Source organism: Ponticaulis profundi (genome assembly GCF_042659465.1).
GTDB lineage: Bacteria > Pseudomonadota > Alphaproteobacteria > Caulobacterales > Hyphomonadaceae > Ponticaulis > Ponticaulis profundi.
Genome location: NZ_JBHSSW010000014.1, coordinates 37,036 through 58,446, shown reverse-complemented (window position 1 = coordinate 58,446; position 21,411 = coordinate 37,036). Strand labels below are relative to the sequence as shown.

The 21,411-nt window shown below is 54.1% G+C and carries 24 protein-coding genes and 1 tRNA gene; 17 read left to right on the top strand and 8 right to left on the bottom strand.

Translation table 11 applies throughout. The features are described 5' to 3' along the window. The 4 genes from ACFQDM_RS12105 to ACFQDM_RS12090 form a co-directional block, all read left to right on the top strand. Positions 1 to 511: EF-Tu C-terminal domain-related protein (locus tag ACFQDM_RS12105; protein ID WP_377379393.1), on the top strand; the 511-nt coding region annotated here is incomplete at its 5' end. A 304-nt stretch (positions 512 to 815) separates the two neighbouring features. Continuing rightward, positions 816 to 1,286, top strand: a complete 471-nt coding sequence (locus tag ACFQDM_RS12100) for a hypothetical protein (protein WP_377379391.1) — start codon at positions 816 to 818, stop codon at positions 1,284 to 1,286. 62 nt (positions 1,287 to 1,348) lie between these two features. Continuing rightward, complete coding sequence (locus tag ACFQDM_RS12095; protein ID WP_377379389.1) at positions 1,349 to 2,233, top strand: NnrU family protein; 885 nt, start codon at positions 1,349 to 1,351, stop codon at positions 2,231 to 2,233. Position 2,234: 1 nt separating this feature from the next. Then, positions 2,235 to 2,639, top strand: coding sequence for a YbaN family protein (locus ACFQDM_RS12090; RefSeq protein ID WP_377379387.1), 405 nt, complete (start codon positions 2,235 to 2,237; stop codon positions 2,637 to 2,639). Here the strand turns inward: ACFQDM_RS12090 and ACFQDM_RS12085 are convergent. The 4 genes from ACFQDM_RS12085 to map all read right to left on the bottom strand — a co-directional run bounded on the left by ACFQDM_RS12085 (position 2,636) and on the right by map (position 7,297). Continuing rightward, entirely contained in the window at positions 2,636 to 4,159 is a 1,524-nt protein-coding gene (locus ACFQDM_RS12085; RefSeq protein WP_377379385.1) for a spinster family MFS transporter, read from the bottom strand. The genes ACFQDM_RS12090 and ACFQDM_RS12085 overlap by 4 nt on opposite strands. 45 nt (positions 4,160 to 4,204) lie before the next feature. Beyond that, a complete protein-coding gene (locus ACFQDM_RS12080; protein WP_377379384.1) occupies positions 4,205 to 5,602 on the bottom strand; it encodes a spinster family MFS transporter in 1,398 nt (465 codons plus the stop codon). Positions 5,603 to 5,714: 112 nt separating this feature from the next. After that, positions 5,715 to 6,452, bottom strand: a complete 738-nt coding sequence (gene radC / locus ACFQDM_RS12075) for a RadC family protein (protein WP_377379382.1) — start codon at positions 6,450 to 6,452, stop codon at positions 5,715 to 5,717. Further along, positions 6,452 to 7,297, bottom strand: coding sequence for a type I methionyl aminopeptidase (gene map, locus ACFQDM_RS12070; RefSeq protein WP_377379380.1), 846 nt, complete (start codon positions 7,295 to 7,297; stop codon positions 6,452 to 6,454). The genes radC and map overlap by 1 nt, the downstream gene beginning before the upstream one ends. 190 nt (positions 7,298 to 7,487) lie before the next feature. Here map and ACFQDM_RS12065 point away from each other — a divergent pair, with 190 nt between their 5' ends. The 4 genes from ACFQDM_RS12065 to ACFQDM_RS12050 all read left to right on the top strand — a co-directional run bounded on the left by ACFQDM_RS12065 (position 7,488) and on the right by ACFQDM_RS12050 (position 10,463). Beyond that, the gene (locus tag ACFQDM_RS12065; protein WP_377379378.1) at positions 7,488 to 8,252 is read left to right on the top strand and encodes a competence/damage-inducible protein A; all 765 of its coding nucleotides are present in this window, start codon (positions 7,488 to 7,490) and stop codon (positions 8,250 to 8,252) included. Between the two features lie 51 nt (positions 8,253 to 8,303). Further along, positions 8,304 to 9,080 carry an enoyl-CoA hydratase gene (locus tag ACFQDM_RS12060; protein ID WP_377379376.1) on the top strand — a complete coding sequence of 259 codons (777 nt, stop codon included), beginning with the start codon at positions 8,304 to 8,306 and terminating at the stop codon, positions 9,078 to 9,080. A gap of 14 nt (positions 9,081 to 9,094) precedes the next feature. Beyond that, positions 9,095 to 10,309, top strand: coding sequence for an acetyl-CoA C-acetyltransferase (locus ACFQDM_RS12055; RefSeq protein WP_377379374.1), 1,215 nt, complete (start codon positions 9,095 to 9,097; stop codon positions 10,307 to 10,309). A gap of 67 nt (positions 10,310 to 10,376) precedes the next feature. Further along, positions 10,377 to 10,463, top strand: a tRNA-Leu gene (locus ACFQDM_RS12050). A gap of 61 nt (positions 10,464 to 10,524) precedes the next feature. On the opposite strand, the gene ACFQDM_RS12045 is transcribed toward ACFQDM_RS12050, so the two are convergent. The 4 genes from ACFQDM_RS12045 to ACFQDM_RS12030 form a co-directional block, all read right to left on the bottom strand. Next, positions 10,525 to 10,908 (bottom strand): hypothetical protein, encoded by a 384-nt coding sequence (locus tag ACFQDM_RS12045; RefSeq protein WP_377379372.1) that lies wholly within the window; start codon positions 10,906 to 10,908, stop codon positions 10,525 to 10,527. Positions 10,909 to 11,033: 125 nt separating this feature from the next. Continuing rightward, positions 11,034 to 13,091: a gamma-glutamyltransferase family protein gene (locus ACFQDM_RS12040; protein ID WP_377379370.1), complete on the bottom strand. Its 2,058-nt coding sequence runs from the start codon at positions 13,089 to 13,091 to the stop codon at positions 11,034 to 11,036. A gap of 88 nt (positions 13,092 to 13,179) precedes the next feature. After that, entirely contained in the window at positions 13,180 to 13,572 is a 393-nt protein-coding gene (locus ACFQDM_RS12035) for a TIGR02301 family protein (RefSeq protein ID WP_377379368.1), read from the bottom strand. 149 nt (positions 13,573 to 13,721) lie between these two features. Next, the gene (locus ACFQDM_RS12030; RefSeq protein ID WP_377379399.1) at positions 13,722 to 14,153 is read right to left on the bottom strand and encodes a MucR family transcriptional regulator; all 432 of its coding nucleotides are present in this window, start codon (positions 14,151 to 14,153) and stop codon (positions 13,722 to 13,724) included. Between the two features lie 185 nt (positions 14,154 to 14,338). On the opposite strand from ACFQDM_RS12030, the gene glyA reads away from it, so the two are divergent. The 9 genes from glyA to ACFQDM_RS11985 are packed head-to-tail and all read left to right on the top strand — an operon-like array spanning position 14,339 to position 21,190. Then, complete coding sequence (glyA, locus tag ACFQDM_RS12025; RefSeq protein WP_377379366.1) at positions 14,339 to 15,649, top strand: serine hydroxymethyltransferase; 1,311 nt, start codon at positions 14,339 to 14,341, stop codon at positions 15,647 to 15,649. 2 nt (positions 15,650 to 15,651) lie between these two features. Next, a complete protein-coding gene (nrdR, locus tag ACFQDM_RS12020; protein ID WP_377379364.1) occupies positions 15,652 to 16,137 on the top strand; it encodes a transcriptional regulator NrdR in 486 nt (161 codons plus the stop codon). Continuing rightward, positions 16,112 to 16,801, top strand: coding sequence for a RibD family protein (locus ACFQDM_RS12015; protein ID WP_377379362.1), 690 nt, complete (start codon positions 16,112 to 16,114; stop codon positions 16,799 to 16,801). Before nrdR ends, ACFQDM_RS12015 begins: the two co-directional genes overlap by 26 nt. A gap of 3 nt (positions 16,802 to 16,804) precedes the next feature. After that, on the top strand, positions 16,805 to 17,422 hold the full coding sequence (locus tag ACFQDM_RS12010; protein ID WP_377379360.1) for a riboflavin synthase: 618 nt from the start codon (positions 16,805 to 16,807) through the stop codon (positions 17,420 to 17,422). A gap of 30 nt (positions 17,423 to 17,452) precedes the next feature. Then, positions 17,453 to 18,808, top strand: coding sequence for a 3,4-dihydroxy-2-butanone-4-phosphate synthase (gene ribB / locus ACFQDM_RS12005; RefSeq protein WP_377379358.1), 1,356 nt, complete (start codon positions 17,453 to 17,455; stop codon positions 18,806 to 18,808). Positions 18,809 to 18,810: 2 nt separating this feature from the next. After that, positions 18,811 to 19,242 (top strand): 6,7-dimethyl-8-ribityllumazine synthase, encoded by a 432-nt coding sequence (ribH, locus tag ACFQDM_RS12000; protein ID WP_377379357.1) that lies wholly within the window; start codon positions 18,811 to 18,813, stop codon positions 19,240 to 19,242. Continuing rightward, on the top strand, positions 19,239 to 19,739 hold the full coding sequence (gene nusB / locus ACFQDM_RS11995) for a transcription antitermination factor NusB (protein ID WP_377379355.1): 501 nt from the start codon (positions 19,239 to 19,241) through the stop codon (positions 19,737 to 19,739). Before ribH ends, nusB begins: the two co-directional genes overlap by 4 nt. Further along, positions 19,736 to 20,710: a thiamine-phosphate kinase gene (thiL, locus tag ACFQDM_RS11990; RefSeq protein WP_377379353.1), complete on the top strand. Its 975-nt coding sequence runs from the start codon at positions 19,736 to 19,738 to the stop codon at positions 20,708 to 20,710. Before nusB ends, thiL begins: the two co-directional genes overlap by 4 nt. A 36-nt stretch (positions 20,711 to 20,746) precedes the next feature. Continuing rightward, the gene (locus tag ACFQDM_RS11985) at positions 20,747 to 21,190 is read left to right on the top strand and encodes a hypothetical protein (protein ID WP_377379351.1); all 444 of its coding nucleotides are present in this window, start codon (positions 20,747 to 20,749) and stop codon (positions 21,188 to 21,190) included. Positions 21,191 to 21,411 lie beyond the last annotated feature (221 nt).

Below are 21,411 nucleotides of genomic sequence, written 5' to 3'. Positions count from 1 at the left end.
GGTTGTGACGGGTCGTGTTGAAACAGGTATCCTGAAAGTCGGCGACGAGATCGAAATCGTCGGTATCCGTCCAACAGTATCCAAGACGACTTGTACGGGCGTTGAGATGTTCCGCAAGCTGCTCGACCAGGGCCAGGCTGGTGACAACATTGGTGCGCTGCTTCGCGGTATCGACCGTGAAGGTGTTGAGCGTGGCCAGGTTCTCTGTAAGCCAGGTTCGATCACACCGCACACGAAGTTCGAAGCAGAAGCTTACATTCTGACGAAAGACGAAGGTGGCCGTCACACGCCATTCTTCTCGAACTACCGTCCGCAGTTTTACTTCCGTACGACGGACGTGACCGGTGTTGTGACCCTTCAAGAGGGCACAGAGATGGTTATGCCAGGCGATAACGTGAAGCTGAACGTTGAGCTGATCCAGCCGGTTGCTATGGAAGAGAAGCTGCGCTTCGCGATCCGTGAAGGTGGCCGCACGGTTGGTTCCGGTGTTGTTTCCAAAGTTATCGAATAGTCCGAACGGACCTTCGAATAGGAAAAGGCCGCTCTTCAGAGCGGCCTTTTTTTGTTGAGTTCGTGATGAAGTCACTCCGAAAAGCGTGAGACGGCTTGTTTCTCGCATTAGTTTGGGGCGTACAATATTTAAAGCACGGACGAAGGGGGATGCTTTGAAATACGATATTTTGACAGCAGCCGTGTTCTTGTCACTCTCAATCTTTTGGTCTGTTCCGGCGCAGGGACAGTCCTGCAGCAATGAACTACTCGGCGGATACTGTGAGCCGACAGTGCCTCCCCAACCTGTAACCAGACAGAGCGCTGTGGAAAAGGGGCAACTCTACTCAAGAGACCCTCAGCTACAGAATGAACAGGCTGAAGTTCGTCCGGTCCCGTCTCAGTTGGCGCTTGAGCCAGATGACGTTGCGAAGCAAGACGATATTGCAGCCAGAGGGGCTGAACTTGCCGGGCAGGCTAGTCGGACAGAGAATGGGTATCCGGGATTATCGGCAGCGCGTCGTTATTCAGACTATTCTCGGGAGCCTGGAACAACGTCTCAGACGACTGATGCAGCGAGAGGGCAGTCGGGGCGACGTGTTGATGTGCATGCGCAGACGGCGCTCCGATTTCGCGCCATTGAGAATAGGGCCGAAGCAGAATGCCAGCGGGCAGGGTACAACCTGCAGAATGGATCTGATGCTTTTTTGCGATGCATGAGCCTTCGTGTTCAGTCTTATGTTTATACGAGCGGTGACCAGGCGTTGATGGATTATTTTAACAGCCTGCTGCGCTAGTTTCCAAAGCTGCGACTCTTCTGATAAGTGACACGGACAGAAAAGGCCGTAAGTCAGTCTCCATGTTCACAAAAGTCCCTCTGAAGCAGTCTCTGAATTTCCTTAAGCAGAATAAAGAGCGCATGTTCTGGGCCTGGATGGCATATCAGGCCATCAAAGGCACGATCACGCTGACGGTGATCTGGATTCCGTTGTTTCTAGTCTGGAAAAATCATGGCGGCCTTAAGCAACTGGTTCCGGATTGGGGCCATTTCATGCTGGCCAATTTTCTATTCTTTGCTGGCCACATTGTCCTGCTCCAAAGGGGAGCAAGACGCTGGCTGACGACTCGGATCGGGCACAGCGGCTTCTGGTCGCTCTTTACGGTTATTTCGGCCTGCCTGTTTGGCTGGTCTGTCTATGAAGCATTACATGCCCCGAGAGTTGTATTGTGGGCTCCGCAGGTCTGGCAGGTGATCATAGCGCTCATACTAATCTTTGCAGGTGTCTGGATCGCGGCTCTAGGCTGCAAAATAGCAAATCCGCTTTCTGCCTTCGGAAGAGATGATGCGTTTGATCCCGAGCAGCCCGGTATTCTAGCGATCACACGCCATCCTGTTCTCTGGGGGATTTGGCTCTGGGGTGTTGGCCATGTGCTGGCAAACGGTGAATTGCCCTTCGTGATTTTCTTCGGTGCTCAGGCGCTGTTCGCGTTCTTTGGCATCCGGATCATCGATTGGCGCAAGAAAAAGCAGCTCGGGGGTGAGCGCTGGCATGAACTTGCTCAGCACACATCGTTTCTATTCAATCCTTTTGCGCTGTTCTTTCCTAGGTTTCGCCTAGGACAGTCGTCGTCCTATTGGCTTAAACGAACGGGTATTGCAGTTGCCATCTTCCTGTTCGTTCTGATCCTGCATCCGGTTCTGATTGGGATTTCCCCACTTATGCAGCTGGGCTGGGCACCATGATATGACGCAGGGCATGGTCCGCATTTTCTGGCTATTGGGGGGCTTCCTTTTCACAGGGCTCGCCTTTATCGGAGTTGCGCTTCCCCTGGTTCCGACAACACCGTTTCTGTTGTTAGCTGCGTTCTGTTTTTCCCGGTCATCCAAGCGGTTCAATGACTGGCTCTATAACCATCGGATGTTTGGCCCATTGCTGGTTAACTGGAACCGATACGGGGCGATCGGTCCACGCGCAAAAATCAGCGCCATTGCCTGCATGATCGCAACGCCGGTGCTGAGCTATTTCCTTGGAGCAAAATTGTGGGTGGTGGCATGTCAGATCCCAGTTTTGCTGGGATCTGCAATCTTTATTCTGACGCGCCCAAACGGGCCCTCGCCCGGCGCCGAAGCGCCGGACGAAGTTGACTAGGCCTCAGGTGTTTCGTGCGGCTCGGCTTCATGTGAATCCGTCGACGCAATCATGTCCCGCTGCAGGGTCCGACCTGCGATGAGGTAATGAATTCCAGCCCATGCGTAACCACAACAGAAGATAATCAGTGACCACTGCAGTCCACGTGCATTCGATGTGTCACATGCTGCAATCTCAGCAGCGGTTAGGTCGCCGACGGCCTTACAGGCATCGAGCGTTAGGCCGAGATCAGACCATGACAGGAACATGCCTTTCAGCCAGGTTGACAGCAAACCGATCAGAAGCGGTCCGAGGCCGTATCCAAGCAGGTTGACGATGAAGAGGGCGATCGCCACAGAGGTTGCCCGCGTACGGCTATCTACGACACCGCCAGCGACAGCATAGAGTGGCCCCAGATAGAAGTAATGGAGAACTGCAGCAGCCATCAGCGGTGGCAGCGCCAACCAGACATTGCCGGCCAGAAAGCCCATGGCATAAAGCGGAACAGACGCAGTCATGCCAAGTGCTGGCAGCCAGGCGAGGGCCGTCGGGTGACGCTTTGCCATCTTATCGGCAAGGAAGCCTGAACTGAAAACGCCAATCGAGGCCATCAGGCCGACCACAATACCAAAAAGCAGCGCGGCGGTTTGTAATGACATATCATGCGTTCGCACAAAGAATGATGTGCTGAACTGCGCTACGCCGTAACCAACGAAGGATGCAATGGTCGCGCCGATCACGACGTGCCAGTAGGTGGGTTTGCTGCCAAGGAGTTTGAGTGCAGCAGAGAAGGGCACCGGATCCAGCTTCTGCATGCTGGGTGGGTCCGTGTATCCGCGTGGTGGCTCTTTAACTGTTGTCCGTACGAGCAGGGCAACCAAGAGACCTGGAAGGCCAACGAGAACGAATGCGGCGCGCCAACCTTCAAAATTCTGCCAGTCAAAACCGTTTGCGAGCCCGGTCATGCCCCAGCTTGTTAGCGCGGCCTGAATGTTCGGACCATCAAGCTGCTCAGCGATTGAGCCGCCAAAGATGGCGGCGAGCATGCCCCCAAATGGAACGCCCAGCGCATAGACCGAAACCGCGGTGGCGCGACTGCTGGGGCGATAATAGTCGGCGATAAGGGATTGTGCTGGTGGTGTGCAGCCCGCTTCACCAATGCCCACGCCGATGCGGAACACCATCATCATGATGAAAGTTGGTGCAATACCACACAGGGCTGTCATCAAACTCCAGAGGGCGACAGAGCCGGTAATGATCCAGACGCGGTTAAAGCGTTCAGCAACGCGCGCGAGAGGAATACCAAGCACTGTGTAAAGGATGGCGAACATCGGCCCGCCCAGAAGCCCCATCTGCCAGTCTTCAACCTGAAAGCTTTCTTTGATGGGCTCGGTCAGGATGTTGATGATCGAGCGATCAATGAAGTTGAAGACGTAGACGAGCAGCAGTGCGCTCATCACATAGGATCGGTAGCCCTTCGAGCCGAAGCCAGAGTTGACGTCGACCGCCGGACCAGCCGAAGCTGCCGTTACAGTGCTCATATTTCCCTCCCCGGGAGTTTTGTATTTGTTTTTATTCTTTTATTTTTATTTTATTTCGGAGTCGCGCCGGTATGTGAGGCCCGCAAGCAGATAGCATATACCACCAACAGCAAAGAGGAAGGTAGCGCTTGCATTCGCCAGTCTGACGCCATGGGCCTTTGCTTCCAGGCAGACGCTACGGAAGGTTTCGCTCATCTCCGGATCAGCGAGACTGCAGCTTGCGCTCAGCTGGCCCGCGAGTTCGCTGGAATCCAGATAACCGGCGGTGAAGACATCAGCGAGAATACCCAGCACAGCCGGTCCGCCGCCATAGCCAATGATGTTTGCAATGAAGAGCATGATGGCGACGGATGTGGCGCGTGCGCGAACACTTACGACCGCCTGTGCGATATTATACTGAGCGCTCAGATAGAAGTATTGCAGGATCGCGCCCAGCGCCATCAGCACATACATCAAGGTCAGATTGCCGGTGAAATAGGCATACGCCTGCACCGGTGCTGCGAGCAAAAGGCCAATACCCGGAACCCAACAAGCTGCGGTCGGAGAGAATTTCGTGCCTTTCTCGGTGAGATATCCACCCAGAAAAGTGCCGATCGTTCCGAACAGAGCGAACACCGACATGAAGATCAGTGCTGTGTCGCCTGGCGAGAAGCCTTTGGCATATTGAATGAACAGTGGCTGGAAGCCGATCATGCCGTAACCAGCAAAGGCGACGATGGTCGCGCCAGCAGTCATCGTCCAGAATGTCGGCTTGCTCGCGATCTCTTTCAGGGCTTCGCCGATACCGGCTTTTTCCTGTTTCTTCGTACCTGGAGGGTCTGAATACCCGCGTGGAGGTTCTTTCACGGTGAAAAGCACCAGAAGACCGATCAGAATGCCGGGAGCGCCAACAAAGATGAAAGCCTCGCGCCAGGATACAAACTTCAGTAATGAGCCGCCAAAAATCTGTGCCAGCATGCCGCCAGCAGTCACGCCCATGGAATATATGCCGAGCGCTGTCGGGCGCGAAACCGGCTTGTAATAGTCAGAAATCAGGGAGTTAGCCGGCGGTGTACAACCTGCTTCACCAATACCCACGGCCATGCGGGCAAGCAGCAAGGTCATGAAGCCGACGGTAAAACCGCAAAGAACCGTCGCAAGCGACCAGAGGATGATACAAACGCCGATAATCTTTACGCGGTTGGCGCGTTCGGAGAAGCTCGCGATCGGAATGCCCAGAAGCGTGTAGAAGAGGGCGAAACCGAACCCAGACAGGATGCCGAACTGGAAATTCGAGAGCTGGAATTCGTCGATAATCGGGCGGCCGACAACACTGATCAGAATGCGATCAATGAAGTTCAGCGTATAGGTCAGCGTAAGTGTAAGAAGGACGTAACTCCGGTATCCCTTGGATCCAAAGCCCGTCAAATGTCCAGCGTTTGCAGCCGCAGTTGCGCCACCCATACAATACCTCCCTTGGCTGTAAAACGGTTTGTGATACCCGACTATTTTTGTACGTACGTTATCGGGTGTGACCTGTTTGGCAAGCGGTTTCAGGCTGCTTACGAAAACTTGATCAGATGAGGCCTGCAGCCTTCATGCTGGTGATCCCCTGACGCCCGACAATGAGATGGTCGTGTACGGTAATCTCAAGCGAATCCATCACATCGATAATCTCGCGCGTCATGGAAATATCTGCTCGGGAGGGCGTCGGATCACCACTCGGGTGATTGTGAACCAGAATGATGGACGAGGCCGAAAGTTCAAGTGCACGTTTCGCGATTTCCCGAGGATAAACAGGGGCGTGGTCAACTGTCCCTTTGCCCATCTCTTCGTCAGCCATCAGGCCGTTCTTGCGATCCAGAAACAGCACGTGAAAGAATTCTGTGTCCCGGTGCTGTAGGCGGAGTTTGACGTATTCCAGCACGGCAGACCATGATGAGAGGGACTGACGCTTGCCAACCAGCTCCTTAGATGTACGCACGTGTAATTCATACACGGCTTTCAGATAGACAGACAGCGTTTCGCCGACGCCATCAACAGCCTGAAGGGCCTTTGGTGTGGCAGCGAATATACCGGAAAGTCCGCCGAATCTGTCGATCAGAGCTTTCGCGAGTGGTTTGACATCTCTTCGTGGGAGAAAGCCGCATAACAGAAGTTCCAGCACTTCATAGTCTGCGAGCCCGGTGCCGGATGTTTCCAGGAATTTCTGGCGCAGTCGTTCCCGGTGTCCATGGTAATGCGGTTTCGACTGCGCGGTCTTGTCGGACGCAACCTCAGAATTGAACAGGGAAGGAGGCTGCGCTTCCTTCATTATTGGCCCGGGATCGGGATTTTTGCTCCGAGGTCCGGATTGTGCGGTGTATGCTGGCCAGTTGGAGAGAGCGTGAAGATTTCAACTCCGTTTTCGGTGACTGCCAGACTGTGCTCGAACTGCGCAGACAACGAACGGTCTCGTGTGGTCGCCGTCCAGCCGTCCGACAGGACGCCGCAATCTTTCTTTCCGAGGTTCAACATTGGCTCGATCGTGAAGAACATGCCGGGTTCCAGAACCGGCCCGGTTCCAGCCTTTGCAGAATGGACCACATTAGGTTCGTCGTGGAAGACTTGGCCGAGCCCGTGTCCGCAGAACATGTCCACGACGGAAACCCGGTTTCGCGCCGCTACTGCAGAGATGGCGCCGCCAATATCGCCGACGCGGGCGCCTGGCTTTACCGTTGCGATTCCCGCCATCAGGGATTCATAGGTCACGTCCATCAGACGCTCAGCTTTGCGCTTTACGTCGCCAAGGCCATACATGCGCGAAGAATCGCCATGCCACCCGTCAACGACGACGGTGACGTCGATATTGGCGATGTCGCCATTCTTGAAGCGTCGCTCACTTGGAATGCCGTGGCAGACGACATGATTGACGGAAATACAGCTTGCATGGCGGTACCCGTGATAGCCGATTGTCGCCGAAGAGGCGCCATTATCCATCACGAATTCGTAGATCAGTTTATCGACAGACTCGGTCGTGACGTCCGGAACCACATAAGGGATGATCATATCGAGGCATTCTGCGACAACGCGGCCTGCTTTGCGCATGCCTTCAAAACCCGCTTCATCATGAATGCGAATTTTGCCTGTGCGTGTGATGACCTCGGTGTCGGATGTCACGAAAAATACTCCTGATACTGGTTTTGCTTCTTATAACATGTCCCTCGTAAATGTCTTCCGGCCAGAAGAAAACAAGCTGTCGGATGAAAAATCGGGTGCTTTTCGACATATCAGTCTTTATGCCTGTAGGGGGATGAATTCTGTGGGGTGAGGCTTGACCACATCCTGCTTTCAGTCGGAAACACGCTGCATGAGTGATATTAAGACTGCTGCTGTTTTGTTGATCGGGGACGAATTGCTTTCGGGGCGGACCCGCGACATCAATCTGAAAAATATTGCAGAGTTTTTGGCGCCGCTTGGCATTCAGGTGCGTGAGGCGCGAATTGTGCCGGACATTCAGGAGAAGATCGTCGAGGCGCTCAACGCGCTCAGGGCGGAATATTCCTATGTGTTCACCACGGGCGGCATCGGCCCGACACATGATGATATCACGGCAGATGCCGTTGCGGCGGCATTTGGTGATCATATCGATGTGCGCCAGGATGCGCTCGCGATCATTCAGAAGCGTTATGAAGAAACCGGCGTTGAATTGACACCTGCTCGCCTTCGCATGGCACGCATTCCAGACAGTGCCAAACTGGTTGCCAACCCTGTTTCCGGTGCGCCGGGATTTCAGATCGACAATGTGTTCGTGATGGCCGGTGTGCCATCCATCGCTCGAGCAATGCTGGAAGACATCGAGCCACGCCTTGAAACCGGACAGGTCATCAAGACCGCTCATGTGCGGGGCGTGGGCTTGCGGGAAGGCGATCTGGCTGGTGCTTTGGCAGACATTGCAGAAAAACATGCGACGCTCTCTATTGGATCTTATCCCTGGTATGGCAGCCCGACCGATAGCGGTGTGAACATTGTCGTTCGAGGCGCTGATGAAGAGGAAATCCAGACCGCGATTGTTGATGTCAGTGCTCTGGTAAGGGCGCAGGGCGTCGAACCGGAGGTGCATGACATCAGTTAGAGGCCCCGGTTCGAACTGATGCATGCGTACAAAATATAAAGGGAGGAAACATTGTCAGAAGATTTGGTACTCGTTGAGAAGAAGGGGGCAGTTGCGCTCGTTACGCTTAATCGCCCGGATGCGCTCAACGCGCTGAGCCATGCGCTCCGCAAAGCCATTTGTCGTGCATTCGTGGAATTGAAAGATGACCCGGATGTGCGTGCGGTTGTCCTGACCGGTGCCGGCCGTGCGTTTACGGCTGGAGTCGACCTTAAGGAAGCAGGTGAGAAGGGCTTTGCGCTCGGCGTTGAAGACAAGGAAATCGACCTTGCTGAAGCACTGGCTGCTTATCCATGGCCAATCATTGGTGCAATCAATGGCTACGCCATCACCGGTGGTTTTGAACTCGCGCTCTGCTGCGATGTGCTTCTTGCGTCGACAAATGCGAAATTCGCCGACACGCATGCTCTGGTGGGCATTGTGCCTGGATGGGGGCTTAGCCAGAAGCTGTCTCGCTTGGTTGGTATTTTGCGTGCAAAAGAGATTTCCCTCTCCGGCAATTTCGTGGATGCCGATCAAGCCGAGCGCTGGGGGCTGGTCAATCACGTCTACGCGCCTGATGAACTTGTCCCGGCGGCCTTGAAGCTTGCTGAAGATATGACCAAGACGCAGCCTGTTCTCCTGAAAACCTATAAGGAGATTATTGATGATGGCTTTGCGACGACCTTTGGTGAAGGCCTGAAACTCGAGATCCGCAAGTCAGTCGAGCACGCAAAATCCGTGACGGCTGAGAGCGTGGAAGAAGCAAGAAAAGCGGTCACGCAGCGCGGCCGTACAATAAACAACTAAATCACGGAGAAACTATGAGAGACGTTGTAATCTGCGAACCATTGCGTACCGCTGTCGGTGGTTTCGGTGGAAGTTTCAAAACGGTTTCCGTCGACACGCTCGGAACCGCCGTCGTGAAAGAACTCATGTCGCGCACGAAACTTTCGGGCGACCTGGTTGAGGATGTGATTTTCGGTAATTGCTATCCGAGCATGGACACGCCTGCGCTTGGCCGTGTTGTAGCCCTGAATGCGGGACTTCCGGTCACGGCAAATGGTTATCAGATCGACCGTCGCTGCGGCTCTGGCCTCCAGTCTGTGATCAACGCGGTCATGCAGGTCAGCTCCGGCGCCATGGATTGTGTCATTGCAGGTGGCGCAGAGTCTATGAGCAACGCGCCTTTCTTCAGCACGACTATGCGCTGGGGTGCAGGTGACCCTGGTGTTTTATTCCATGATGGACTGACACGTGGCCGCTATACAGCTGGTGGCGTCAATCATCCGGTTCCGGGTGGCATGATCGAGACCGCTGAAAACCTTCGCAAAGAGTATTCCGTTACTCGTGAGGAACAGGACGCATTGGCCGTGCGCTCTCATATGCGCGCCAGCGAGGCTCAGAAGTCTGGAAAGTTCGCCAAGGAGATCGTGCCGGTGACCGTTTCGCACCGCAAGGGTGATGTCGTCGTTTCTGAAGACGAACACATCCGTCACGATTCCAGCATGGAAAAGCTCGCAAAGCTGCGCCCGCTACGTCAGAAAGTAGATCCGGACGCGACGGTAACGGCGGGCAATGCAAGTGGCCAGAATGATGGTGCAGCCGCTTGTCTCGTTGTGACGCGGGAGTTTGCCGAAAAGCACGGCCTGAAGCCAATGGCGCGTCTCAAAATGTGGGGACTGTCTGGTTGCGGTCCAGAGGTGATGGGCATCGGACCTGTGGTATCGACGCAAAAAGCTCTGGAGAAGGCGGGGCTGACTTTGGCAGATCTCGATCTCATTGAGCTGAATGAAGCCTTTGCCGCTCAGGCGCTCGCTTGCACCAAAGCGCTGGGCCTGACCGATGAGGACCATGAGCGTATTAATGTGAACGGGTCCGGTATTTCGCTTGGTCACCCGGTTGGTGCGACCGGAGTTCGGATTCTCACGAATCTCCTGAACGAGATGGAGCGCCGCGAAGCCAAATACGGTCTTGAAACCATGTGTATTGGCGGTGGTCAGGGCTTGGCTGCGATCTTCGAACGTATCGCATCTTAAGTGATAAGGCTGCGGAGCAAAAAAAGTGCTGCGCAGCCTAACCGACTCCGCTAAGAGGAGTTTTGTTGCGGGCATGGCGGAATTGGTAGACGCAACGGATTTAAAATCCGTCGACCGTTAGGTCGTGCCGGTTCAAGTCCGGCTGTCCGCACCAGTTAATTTCAGCAATCCATAATCTCACCGGCGTATCAGCGCTGATCAGCAAGGCAGCACGTTCAGGGCTTCCAGCCGGTTACCGAGCGGAATGCGTTTCCATTCTGCATGGCGGTTTCTCTTGCATCGAGCGCTTTCATGGCCATTTCGCGCGGATCGGTGCCAGATTCACAGTTCGCTTCGACGGCGGGCGGCAACGGATAGTAAGTCCGATCGAGTGACTCGACCTTTTTCATGAAAGCCGCGGCAAGCGCGTTTTCTGTTGCTCCGGCCGGGCCCTCGATCATTTCTGAAAAATAAGACACGCCGTCACCTGTGACATCACAGACAAAGAAAACCGTCGGTCCGCTCTGTGCTTTTGGCGCTTTCTTCGTGTTCTCGGTTTCTTCGTCGCCGCAGGCGGTAAGCATGCAGAGGCTGGCAACCAGCAGAGCAATTCGGTTCATTCTGAGACTTCCTTATGTTCGTCAAAAGGATCACGCCGAAAACGAACCGATATGGACATGAGAGCGAACAAAGAAGCGCCCGGTTATTGAGCGGGCGCCTTGGGAAGCTTGGTTTATGGTTTCGATCAATAACCGTTGGCGGATCCATCCTTGCGCAGTTCGGTCGCGGCAATCCAGGTGCCGTGCTCGAAATCGCGCATGATGGCTTGATAGCCTCCATAGCCGCCATCCGCCGTGTATTTCACTTCATGGCCACGTTTGCGAAGTTCATCGGCGATGGATTGCGGAATGCCGCTTTCCAGATTGACGGTACCAAGAGACGCCTCACATGAACCGCCTTCCAGTGCGTCGGTTGGCTGACATGAACCATCATGGCGCCAGCGTGCAGCGTCACCCGCTTCCTGCAGCCCCATATCGTAGTCTACCAGGTTCAGAATGATCTGTGTCTGGCCTTGCGGCTGCATGCCGCCGCCCATAACGCCGAAGGAGAGCCATGGGGCATCTCTGCACGTCTGTTCGTCCTCGCAGACTTCCCTGAAAGCGAAACCGGGAATGATCGTATGGAAGGGCCGCTTGCCTGGTTCAAAGACGTTGGGATGTGCAGGATCCAGTGAAAAGAGCTGTCCGCGGTCCTGAAACATGAAACCAAGGCCATCTGCGACCAGACCAGACCCCATGCCGCGATAGTTCGACTGAATAAGAGACACCATCATGCCGTTCTTATCTGCGACCGTCAGATAGGTTGTATCACCTTCCTTAAGCTTCGCTTCGGCGTCGTTAATCAAATCGCGGAGCGTTTTCTGTTCGCAATTTTGGCCATCGTCCGTGCAGACATTGAGGTCCATGCTGATATTGTCGCCGGTGAGCTTTTCCAGTGTATCGAGCAGAACCGGCATGCATTGTTCGGAGCCTTCACATTCCACATTGATGTTTTTATCTAGCGCATTGATTTCTTTGTTATTCGCAGCTTGCTCTTCGCCAAGCGCCTTCCATTTGTCCCCAAGCGGATTGAGGGAGCTGGCTTTCGAGATATCGATCTTTTCAATATATTCCGCAGCGAGTCTCGGTTCGATGAAGGCTTCGGGCGGAACATTTGAGAATGCAGGATCAGCATAGCCGCGCGCACGATCTTCAAAGGCAAGGCGTTTGGCTTCAATCTGCGCCATCAGGCTGTCAGCGCTGCCAAATCCATATTCGCGCATGGGGAAAGCCTCGAGCATTTGCAGCATCTGAAGTGTTGCTACGCCCTGTGTATTGGGAGGAAGTCCGCAGACTTTTGTCTCACGATATGGGACGCATAGTGGTTCGACCCATTCGCCATGATGTGCAGCGAGATCCTCATATCGAAGATAGCCACCAATTCGTTTGAAGTAAGCGTCTATTGTTTCGGCGATCTCGCCTTCATAGAAGGCCTCCCGGCCGCCTTCCGCAATCAGGCGAAATGTGTTGGCGAGATCGGGATTCTTGATCAATGCTCCTTCTGATGGGGGGGGAGAGAAATAGGTTTCCCTCGCATTATCGAATTCCTCGAGAATGCCCTCTTCATAGACCTGCTGGAAACGTTCCGCAGAACGTTGCCAATAATATGAGATGACCTGTGGGATCGGCGCGCCGTTCTCTGCATAGGATATGGCGGGTGCCAGTATTTCTGACATCGGTGTTTTGCCGAATTTGTCATGCATCATGAACCAGCCGTCGACAGCGCCGGGTACGGACACGGGCGCGGAGCCATATGCAGGAATTTCCTTTCCGTCCATATGCTCATCAGCCTCGGCCTGCATATCAGCGAGTGTCGCGCCGAGCGGAGAGCGACCTGATGCGTTCAGGCCATAGAGCTTCTCTGTTTCCGGGTCCCAGATGAGTGCGAAAAGATCACCACCCATGCCATTGCCGACCGGCTCGACAAGGCCGAGCATCGCATTCGCTGCAATTGCCGCATCAACAGCACTTCCACCCGCCTTGAGGATCTCCAGCGCTGTAGAGGTCGCTAATGGATGGGCTGTAGCCGCAGCGCCGTTTGGTGCAACGACAGCGCTTCGACCCGCAAAGTTCAGGCCTGGACCAACCCGGTCACCGCGCATGGATTCGATGGATATTTCAGGCGCTGTCTCTTGTGCGAGCGCGGGTGAGGTGCTGATCAGGCAAGTGGCAGCAAAGACCTGGCTCAATAACCGGATATGCATTGCGAATTCCTCTCTTCAACTTTTCACCTGAGCATTGCATTTCAGTCGGAAAAGGAAAGAGCCGCACCGCGATAAATGAAAGGGTGTTCTAATCTTGTGGGGTATTGAGTGCAGACAGGTTGTCGGCGAGTTCACGCCCCCGCTTCGTTAATTCGCTGAGCTCTATCTGAGCGGGCTGATTGCAAAAGGAGAAGCGAGCCTGTTCGCCTGTATAGCCTGCATTGAAGGCTTCAACGAGGCTGTTGCGTCGCGGGCCTGGCTCGCTCGCTTCAAGCTCCAGAAGCACCCACATATAGTCGCGCCAGTACTGATCTTTCTGGCCATTGCAGATGACATGAATGGCATGGGACTGCCCCAAAACGCCAGCAAGCTCCGATAATGTAGATTCGTACATTGGCGCATCCGGATCGAACTGCGCCTGGGCCGCCAACCATGATGGGACCGTTAGTGCAGACAGGAGGAGAGTTCGAATCAAGTTCATTGCGATCGTTGGTGATTGAAATGCAGGCACCTATTATACGGGGAGTGAGTTTCGCATCAAACAGAAAGGGCGCCTCATGCGAGACGCCCCTTTTAGTGAATATGTTCGACTGAAATATTGAACTTCAAATTGGTTGGATCTGGTCTCGATTAGCTGCGGCGGCTGCCAACTTTTCCGAGACCAATCTGCTTCGCGAAATCCGAGCGTTTCTTCGTGTAGCTAGGCGCAACCATTGGATAGTCGGCAGGCAGGCCCCAGCGTTTGCGATATTCGTCAGGTGTCATGCCGAAGTGCGAACGCAAATAGCGTTTCAGCATTTTCAGCTTCTTACCATCTTCCAGGCAAACAATGTGGTCATCCGTGATGGATCGGCTGACAGGAACAGCTGGTTTCGGGCGTTCTGACGTCTGTGCTGGTTCAGGGGATGCCAAAGAAGACACAGTTTTATGTACAGAAACAATAAGTTCTGACAACGAATCGCTAGGAACTGGATTGTTGGCGACGAATGAAGACACAATATCTGTCGTCATTCTCATGATTTCGTCTGCTTCTAGAACATTCGTTGGGTTTTCAGTATTCATTATACCCTCGGATAAATTGGATAATCGACGAGCGTATTGCAAAGCTTTTCTCGAAGTTCAAGTATAAACAAAAAAAAGAACAGTGAATCTAAATTGCGTTGAATAAATTGCTCAACGCGTCATTCAACTTGCCTCAAATCTGTCAGATGGTTACACCCGTCAAAAAAACCAACGGAGTTTGAAAAATGGCAGGTGCGTTTGAAGGTGTGACCGATACAAGCGCTTTCTTTTCCACGCCACTTTCGGAAGCAGATCCAGACATTGCTAAGTTCATTCGTCAGGAATTGCTTCGTCAGTCGCAGAAGATTGAGCTGATTGCATCAGAGAATATTGTTTCGCAAGCGGTAAAATCGGCGCAGGGCTCTGTGCTGACCAACAAATATGCCGAAGGCTATCCTGGCCGTCGCTATTATGGTGGCTGCGAGATTGTCGACGAGATCGAAACGCTGGCGATTGAGCGCGCGAAAGCACTTTATAACTGCCAGTTCGCGAACGTTCAGCCTCACTCAGGAAGTCAGGCTAACCAGGCTGCCTTCATGGCGATGATGAAGCCGGGCGATACATTCCTCGGCATGGGGCTTTCCGAAGGTGGTCACCTGACACACGGTGCGACCGTGAACCAGTCAGGTAAGTGGTTCAACCCTGTCCATTATGGTGTGACACCGGATACGCACCGCATTGACATGGATAATGTGCGTGACCTCGCAAAAGAGCATCAGCCGAAAGTCATCATCGCAGGTGGTTCGGCTTATTCCCGCATCATCGACTTCAAGGCATTCCGTGAGATTGCTGATGAAGTTGGTGCGCGCCTTATGGTGGATATGGCGCACTTCGCTGGCCTCGTTGCTGGCGGCGAGTATCCGAACCCGCTAGAGTATGCCGACGTGGTCACCACTACAACTCACAAGACGCTGCGCGGACCTCGCGGTGGTATGGTTCTCACGAATGATGAGAAGCTGGCGAAGAAAATCAATTCAGCGGTTTTCCCGGGTCTGCAGGGTGGTCCACTTATGCATGTCATTGCAGCAAAAGCGGTCGCATTTGGCGAGGCGCTTCAGCCTGCTTACAAGCAGTATGCCAAGCGTGTTGTTGCGAACGCCAAAGCGCTTGCGGGTGCAATTCAAGACAGCGGCCTCGACGTGGTTTCCGGCGGTACCGATACGCATGTTATGCTGATCGACCTTCGTCCAAAAGGTGTGAAAGGCAATGCAACTGAGAATGCGCTCGGTCGTGCCAACATCACCTGCAACAAGAACGGTATTCCTGCCGATCCGGAAAAGCCGGCGATTACATCCGGTATCCGCGTCGGTTCTCCTGCCTGCACGACGCGTGGTTTCGGTGAAAACGAATTCCGTCAGGTCGGCGGCTGGATTGCCGAAATCGTTGACGCGCTTGCATCGGGCGAAAGCACTGAAGCTGCAGAAGCCAAAGTGAAAGAGGAAGTCGTCGCTCTGACTGGCGAGTTCCCGATCTATCCTGGCGTGGAAGGTCTCTAAACTTGCGCTGCCCGTTCTGTGGATCTGAGGAAACGGCTGTTCGGGACTCGCGTCCGGCAGAAGATAACACCGTTGTTCGTCGTCGCCGGTCGTGCGGGGAGTGCGGTGCGCGTTTCACAACCTTTGAGCGGGTTCAGTTGCGGGAGATAACTGTGGTGAAGCGGGACGGTAAGCGCGTCCCGTTCATCCGCGAAAAACTGCTGCGATCCGTTCAGATTGCATTGCGCAAGCGCCCCTTCGAATCCGAGCAGATCGATCAGCTTGTCTCAGGAATCGTAAGACGGCTTGAGAGCAAGGGAGACGCTGAAGTGCATTCTGCTGAAATAGGTGGAATGATCATGGAGGCGCTCGCAAATCTCGATCCCGTCGCTTACGTGCGATATGCTTCGGTTTATCAGGATTTCCGTGACGCGAATGATTTCGCGCACTTTATAGAAGACTTCTCGCAGGACCATGCGGGCGATGCCGCAAACAAGCTCGACGACTAAGCCATTTGTGACGTTAAAGCTTGCGACCACCCTCGATGGTCGTATTGCGACGCGTACCGGAGAATCGCAATGGATCACCGGCGCGGAGTCGCGCCTTTCGGTTCATGGTTTGCGTGCTCAGCATGACGGTGTTCTGGTCGGAATCGGAACTGCGCTTGCGGATGACCCGCAACTGACCGTGCGTGGCCTGGCTTTGCCGGGCAATAGTCAGCCTCATCGCATTATTCTCGACACGCATTTGCGTCTTCCTCCTCATGCTCAGGTTTTTGAGCCCGATAGTGGCTCGGTATTTGTATTGTGTGGATTGGAAGCGGCTGCGAGTGAGAGACGACGCGTGCTCGAACAATCCGGTGCCGTCATTCTGTCCTGTCAGCTCGATGCGGATGGGCATGTGGAAATTGAAAGCGCCCTGGCGCAGTTGGCCGCGCAGAGGCTGACGTCCATATTTGTTGAAGGTGGTGGCTCTGTCGCATCAGCGTTCTTGCGCGCAAGACTGGTCGATCGGCTAGAATGGTTCCGCGCGCCACTGATCATTGGCGGCGATGGTCTGGCCGCTGTGTCTTCCCTGGGTGTTGATCAACTCTTGGACGGCATTCGTTTCAAACGGATGGGTGTACGAAACTCGGGTGCTGATATATGGGAAACGTACGAATTGGAGGCGTAACGCATGTTTACTGGACTTGTTCGAGATTTTGGAACCATAGAGGCACTTACGGATGATAATGGTGTTCGTCGGCTGACTGTGTCTGGAAATATGGCTGAACAAGATCTGACTCTTGGTGCATCTGTCTGTCATTCCGGCGTTTGTCTGACGGTGGTTTCGTCAGACTTGTCCGGCGATAAGCCGACATGGGATGTTGAGGCTGTTCCTGAAACGCTCAAACTCACGAGCCTGGGTGCGCTCAAGGCCGGAGATCGTGTCAATCTTGAGCCGTCTCTTCGATTGGGTGACGAGCTCGGCGGACACCTTGTTTTTGGTCATGTTGATGGACTTGCTGAGATCGTTGCAATCGAACCGGAAGGCGATAGCAAGCGGGTCACCATTCGTCCGCCGAAAGACCTTGTGCCGCTGATCGCGCTGAAGGGGTCTATTTGCGTTGATGGTATCTCATTGACGGTCGCGGGAACGCTTGAGAATGGCGATTTTCAGATAGCTGTCATTCCCCACACATGGGACGTGACCTCCCTCGGATACTCAAAGGTCGGCGATAAGGTGAACCTCGAAGTCGATATGCTGGCGCGTTATGTCGCCCGCCAGATGCAGTTTGCGAAAACCGATCATTGACGCCGTACGAAAAGTTCGTACATTCCGCCCATGAGTACGATCACTAAAATCGTTGATGCGTTTGGCGGCGTCCGGCCTTTTGCGCGCGCCCTCAACAAATCTCCATCAACGGTTCAATACTGGATCGAAAAAGGTGGCTTGCCGCGCAATGCCGGTGACCTGGTCATCAAGGCAGCCGAAGAGCTGGGCGCGGGAATTTCCCGCGATCAGATCCGCAGTGCCATTCTTTCACCCCAGACAGATAACGAAAGCAGTATCAGCATGAGTGAGGACTGGAGCGACGCGATTTCCCCAATCGAGGAAATCGTCGAAGATGCGCGTAACGGCAAAATGTATATTCTTGTCGATGCGGAAGATCGCGAGAATGAGGGTGACCTGATCATTCCGGCTCAATTTGCCACGCCATCAGCGGTGAACTTCATGGCGACGCATGGTCGTGGGCTCATCTGCCTGTCCATGACGGCAGAGCGTGCCTCGACGCTGAACCTCGAGCCAATGACGCGCAACAATCGTGAAAGCATGAGTACGGCGTTCACTGTTTCGATTGAAGCTAAAGATGGCGTGACCACCGGTATTTCTGCTCAGGACCGTGCGCGGACCGTGGCTGTAGCAATTGATCCGACCAAGAATGAGAATGATATCGTTTCTCCGGGACACGTCTTCCCGCTGGTTGCGCGCGATGGTGGTGTTCTTGTCCGCGCTGGTCACACGGAGGCCGCTGTCGACATTTCACGCATGGCGGGTCTCTATCCGGCTGGCGTGATCTGCGAGATCATGAAAGATGATGGCACGATGGCCCGGCTGCCAGACCTCGTTTCTTTCGCGCAGCTGCACAATCTGAAGATTGGAACGATTGCAGACCTCATCGCATATCGTCGTCGTAATGACCGTTTCCTTGAGCGTCGTATCGATGTGCCTTTCAAGAGCGATTTTGGTGAGGGTTTCCGTGCGATCGTCTTCAAGAACGCCATTGATGGCGCTGAGCATATGGCTCTCGTGCATGGCAAGATCCACGCAGATGAGCCAGTTCTGATGCGTGTGCACCGCGTTGATTTCATGAGTGACTTTCTCGGTGAGACTGGCAATCGGTCTGGTTTGATCAAGTCTGCTATGCAAGCTATTGCGGAAGCAGACGAGGCCGGCGTTATCGTGCTCGTTAACACGATGCGAAAAGACGTGCTCGCGGAAAGTCTCGGGGCCGTATCCAGTATGCCGGCTGACCCGTCGGCGCCGCTTCGTGAATACGGCGTGGGCGCGCAGATCCTGAAGGATCTCGGTGTCCGCAAAATGATCGTTCTTTCAACCAGCAAACCAACACGTCTGGCTGGCCTTGATGGCTATGGACTGAGTGTTGAGGGCTGGCGCCAGCTAAAAAAGGATAATTAGGGATGGGCTTGCGAGTATTGTTGATTACGTCTCGTTACTACGAGAAAATTTCACTCGAGCTGGAAGCTGGTGCGATGGAAGTGCTTGAGGCGGCGGGCGCCGAAGTCACCTTGCGTGAAGTTCCTGGCGCGTTTGAAATTCCCGCAGCGGTCGCAATTGCCGCTGATAGCGACACATTTGACGCCTATGTCACGCTCGGTTGCGTCATTCGCGGCGAAACCACACACTATGATTATGTTTGCGGAGAGTCTGCTCGTGGTCTAATGGACCTGACAGTTCAGCGACGGGTGCCAATCGGATACGGTATTCTGACCGTGGAGAATGAGGCGCAAGCCTGGGTTCGAGCTGACCGTAAACAGAAAAACAAAGGCGCAGACGCAGCGAATGCTGCACTTCAAATGCACGCCTTTCGAAAGGAATTGCTTCGCGGATGACGTCGAAACAGAAACTGCCACCTGAAGTATTACGCGCGCGCCGTTCGGGTGCGCGTCTGGCGGCTGTTCAGGCCCTTTATCAAATGGAAGTGACCGAGCGTAGCGCGAAGAGCGTCATACGTGAATTTATGGAAGACCGTCTCGGATTGGATGACGACGGTATGCCGGTAGAAGACGCGGACCCGGATTTGTTCAAGGCAATCGTGAATGGAGTTGTCGAGCGTCAGGCTCTGATCGATGACGCGATCAAGGCCCGCCTGGCAGACAACTGGCGGCTTGACCGGATCGATTCCACATCGCGCGCCGTGTTGCGATGCGCTACACAGGAACTGGCAACACGTGCCGACCTCTCGAATGCTGTGATCATCGAAGAATATGTCGGCATCGCGCACGCTTTTTTTGAGGACAAAGAGCCGAAATTCATCAACGGCGTTCTGGATAAAATTGCGCAGGATGTTCGCCCCGATGGCGTGCCGATTGGTTTTCTCGATCAGTGAATGAGTTCGACTTCATCGCGACACATCTGAGGCCTCTGGTCAAAGCGCCGGAAGCAGATGGGCTTCGCGATGATGTCGCTATTCTGCCAAGTCGCGTCAGGCCAGCCATCGTCACGACCGACACAATTGTTGAGCGCGTGCATTTTCGAGCGGAAGATCCGCTCGATACGGTCGCTAAAAAGCTCATCCGAACAAATGTATCCGACTGCCTAGCAAAGGGCGCCAAACCCTTTGCGGCGACGCTGAACATAGTCTGGTCGCGCGGGCGTTCTGAGGCGGATCTGATGACTTTCGTTTCGGGCATGTCGGAAGATCTTGAAACGTTTCAGATCGATCTCCTGGGTGGCGATACGACCTCGACACTGGGTGGGCTGGTCTTTTCCCTGACCCTTTACGGTGAGTGCGTATCCGAAAGCGGCCCCGTCCGGCGCTCAGGAGCTCAGGTAAATGATGATGTCTGGGTGACAGGAAGCATTGGTGATGCGGCGCTCGGCCTCAAAATGCTGAAACAATCTACGGATAGCGCCGAAAGCTGGCTGTGTAATGCCTATCTGGTGCCAAATCTGCCGGCCGAAGGTGTGGCCGATCTGGTCAATGCGTATGCAAATGCGTCCATGGACGTCTCTGACGGCCTGATCGCTGATGCTACGCATCTTGTGGAAGCGTCTGAGAAGGGCATTGAGCTCACATTGGAGCGGGTTCCTGTTTCGGAGGCGGCGAAAAGCGTTCTCCAGCAACCGATGTCTGCTGAGAATCTATTGAAGTTGTGTGCTGGTGGGGACGACTATCAGGCGCTGTTTACAGCACCCCTGGCTCATCGTGAGGCTGTTCTTAAAAAGGCGCTGGCTGACGGTATTGCGCTGACGCGTATCGGATCTGTCGTAAACGGTCCTGCAGAACTTTTGCTAACGTTTGAAGGAAGGCGCGTGGAACCACCTCAGGCGGGTTGGCAACATTTCATGTTTTCATAAACTTTCCAAAAACAAGTTCCGCATAAAATGGCAGGCATGAAACTGTCTTCTGTCCTGCTGTCCTGTCTTGCTTCCACTATCTTTACGGTGGGCTCGCCTGCATTTGCCGCTGAGGAAGCTGCTGCCGAGGCTGGTTCCCCCAGCGATGACAATCGCACGCTGGATATGACCGGGCTTGTCATTCCGGTTAGCGATAGTGAAGGCCATCTCATCAATTATCTGTTTGTGAGTGTGCTGGTTACACTGTCAGAAGGCGTGGACCATTGGGATGTCCGTGAGCATGGCCATGTCTATCGCGATCTGGTTCTGAAGGAAGCTCACCGAACCAATGTCGGGATAGCAACCGATCCTATGAAGTTGAACAAGGAAGAGTTTGAGGCTCTGATCCATCGTGTTTTCGACAAGGAGCTCGGCGCTCATTCTGTCAAAGCGCTTCAAATCATGGGTGTTGATTCACAAAAGCTTTTCGTGGACGGGTAATCGGGCGGACGCCTTTACGTCACCTTGAAAGAATTCAGAAATCCAGTCCCGAAGGGGCTGGCTTTTTTATTTCAGAAAAAATCACTTTGATTTTGTTCGCAAACTGTCCTTTGCTTGCATTCGTCCAGTTTTGTTTTGCTGTCCCTTTGAGTTGGGGGGAGCTGTTCAGAGCGGGACTCTCAGGGAGGCTGTGAAAAGACCGGAAATTGGCAGTTCACAGG

Coding starts and splice junctions, on each gene's coding strand:
- ACFQDM_RS12095 (WP_377379389.1), top strand. CDS start 1,349: ATGTTCACAAAAGTCCCTCTGAAGCAGTCTCTGAATTTCCTTAAGCAG.
- ACFQDM_RS12090 (WP_377379387.1), top strand. CDS start 2,235: ATGACGCAGGGCATGGTCCGCATTTTCTGGCTATTGGGGGGCTTCCTT.
- ACFQDM_RS12085 (WP_377379385.1), bottom strand. CDS start 4,159: ATGAGCACTGTAACGGCAGCTTCGGCTGGTCCGGCGGTCGACGTCAAC.
- ACFQDM_RS12080 (WP_377379384.1), bottom strand. CDS start 5,602: ATGGGTGGCGCAACTGCGGCTGCAAACGCTGGACATTTGACGGGCTTT.
- radC (WP_377379382.1), bottom strand. CDS start 6,452: ATGAAGGAAGCGCAGCCTCCTTCCCTGTTCAATTCTGAGGTTGCGTCC.
- ACFQDM_RS12065 (WP_377379378.1), top strand. CDS start 7,488: ATGAGTGATATTAAGACTGCTGCTGTTTTGTTGATCGGGGACGAATTG.
- ACFQDM_RS12055 (WP_377379374.1), top strand. CDS start 9,095: ATGAGAGACGTTGTAATCTGCGAACCATTGCGTACCGCTGTCGGTGGT.
- ACFQDM_RS12045 (WP_377379372.1), bottom strand. CDS start 10,908: ATGAACCGAATTGCTCTGCTGGTTGCCAGCCTCTGCATGCTTACCGCC.
- ACFQDM_RS12040 (WP_377379370.1), bottom strand. CDS start 13,091: ATGCATATCCGGTTATTGAGCCAGGTCTTTGCTGCCACTTGCCTGATC.
- ACFQDM_RS12035 (WP_377379368.1), bottom strand. CDS start 13,572: ATGAACTTGATTCGAACTCTCCTCCTGTCTGCACTAACGGTCCCATCA.
- ACFQDM_RS12030 (WP_377379399.1), bottom strand. CDS start 14,153: ATGAATACTGAAAACCCAACGAATGTTCTAGAAGCAGACGAAATCATG.
- glyA (WP_377379366.1), top strand. CDS start 14,339: ATGGCAGGTGCGTTTGAAGGTGTGACCGATACAAGCGCTTTCTTTTCC.
- ACFQDM_RS12015 (WP_377379362.1), top strand. CDS start 16,112: ATGCCGCAAACAAGCTCGACGACTAAGCCATTTGTGACGTTAAAGCTT.
- ACFQDM_RS12010 (WP_377379360.1), top strand. CDS start 16,805: ATGTTTACTGGACTTGTTCGAGATTTTGGAACCATAGAGGCACTTACG.
- ribB (WP_377379358.1), top strand. CDS start 17,453: ATGAGTACGATCACTAAAATCGTTGATGCGTTTGGCGGCGTCCGGCCT.
- ribH (WP_377379357.1), top strand. CDS start 18,811: ATGGGCTTGCGAGTATTGTTGATTACGTCTCGTTACTACGAGAAAATT.
- nusB (WP_377379355.1), top strand. CDS start 19,239: ATGACGTCGAAACAGAAACTGCCACCTGAAGTATTACGCGCGCGCCGT.
- ACFQDM_RS11985 (WP_377379351.1), top strand. CDS start 20,747: ATGAAACTGTCTTCTGTCCTGCTGTCCTGTCTTGCTTCCACTATCTTT.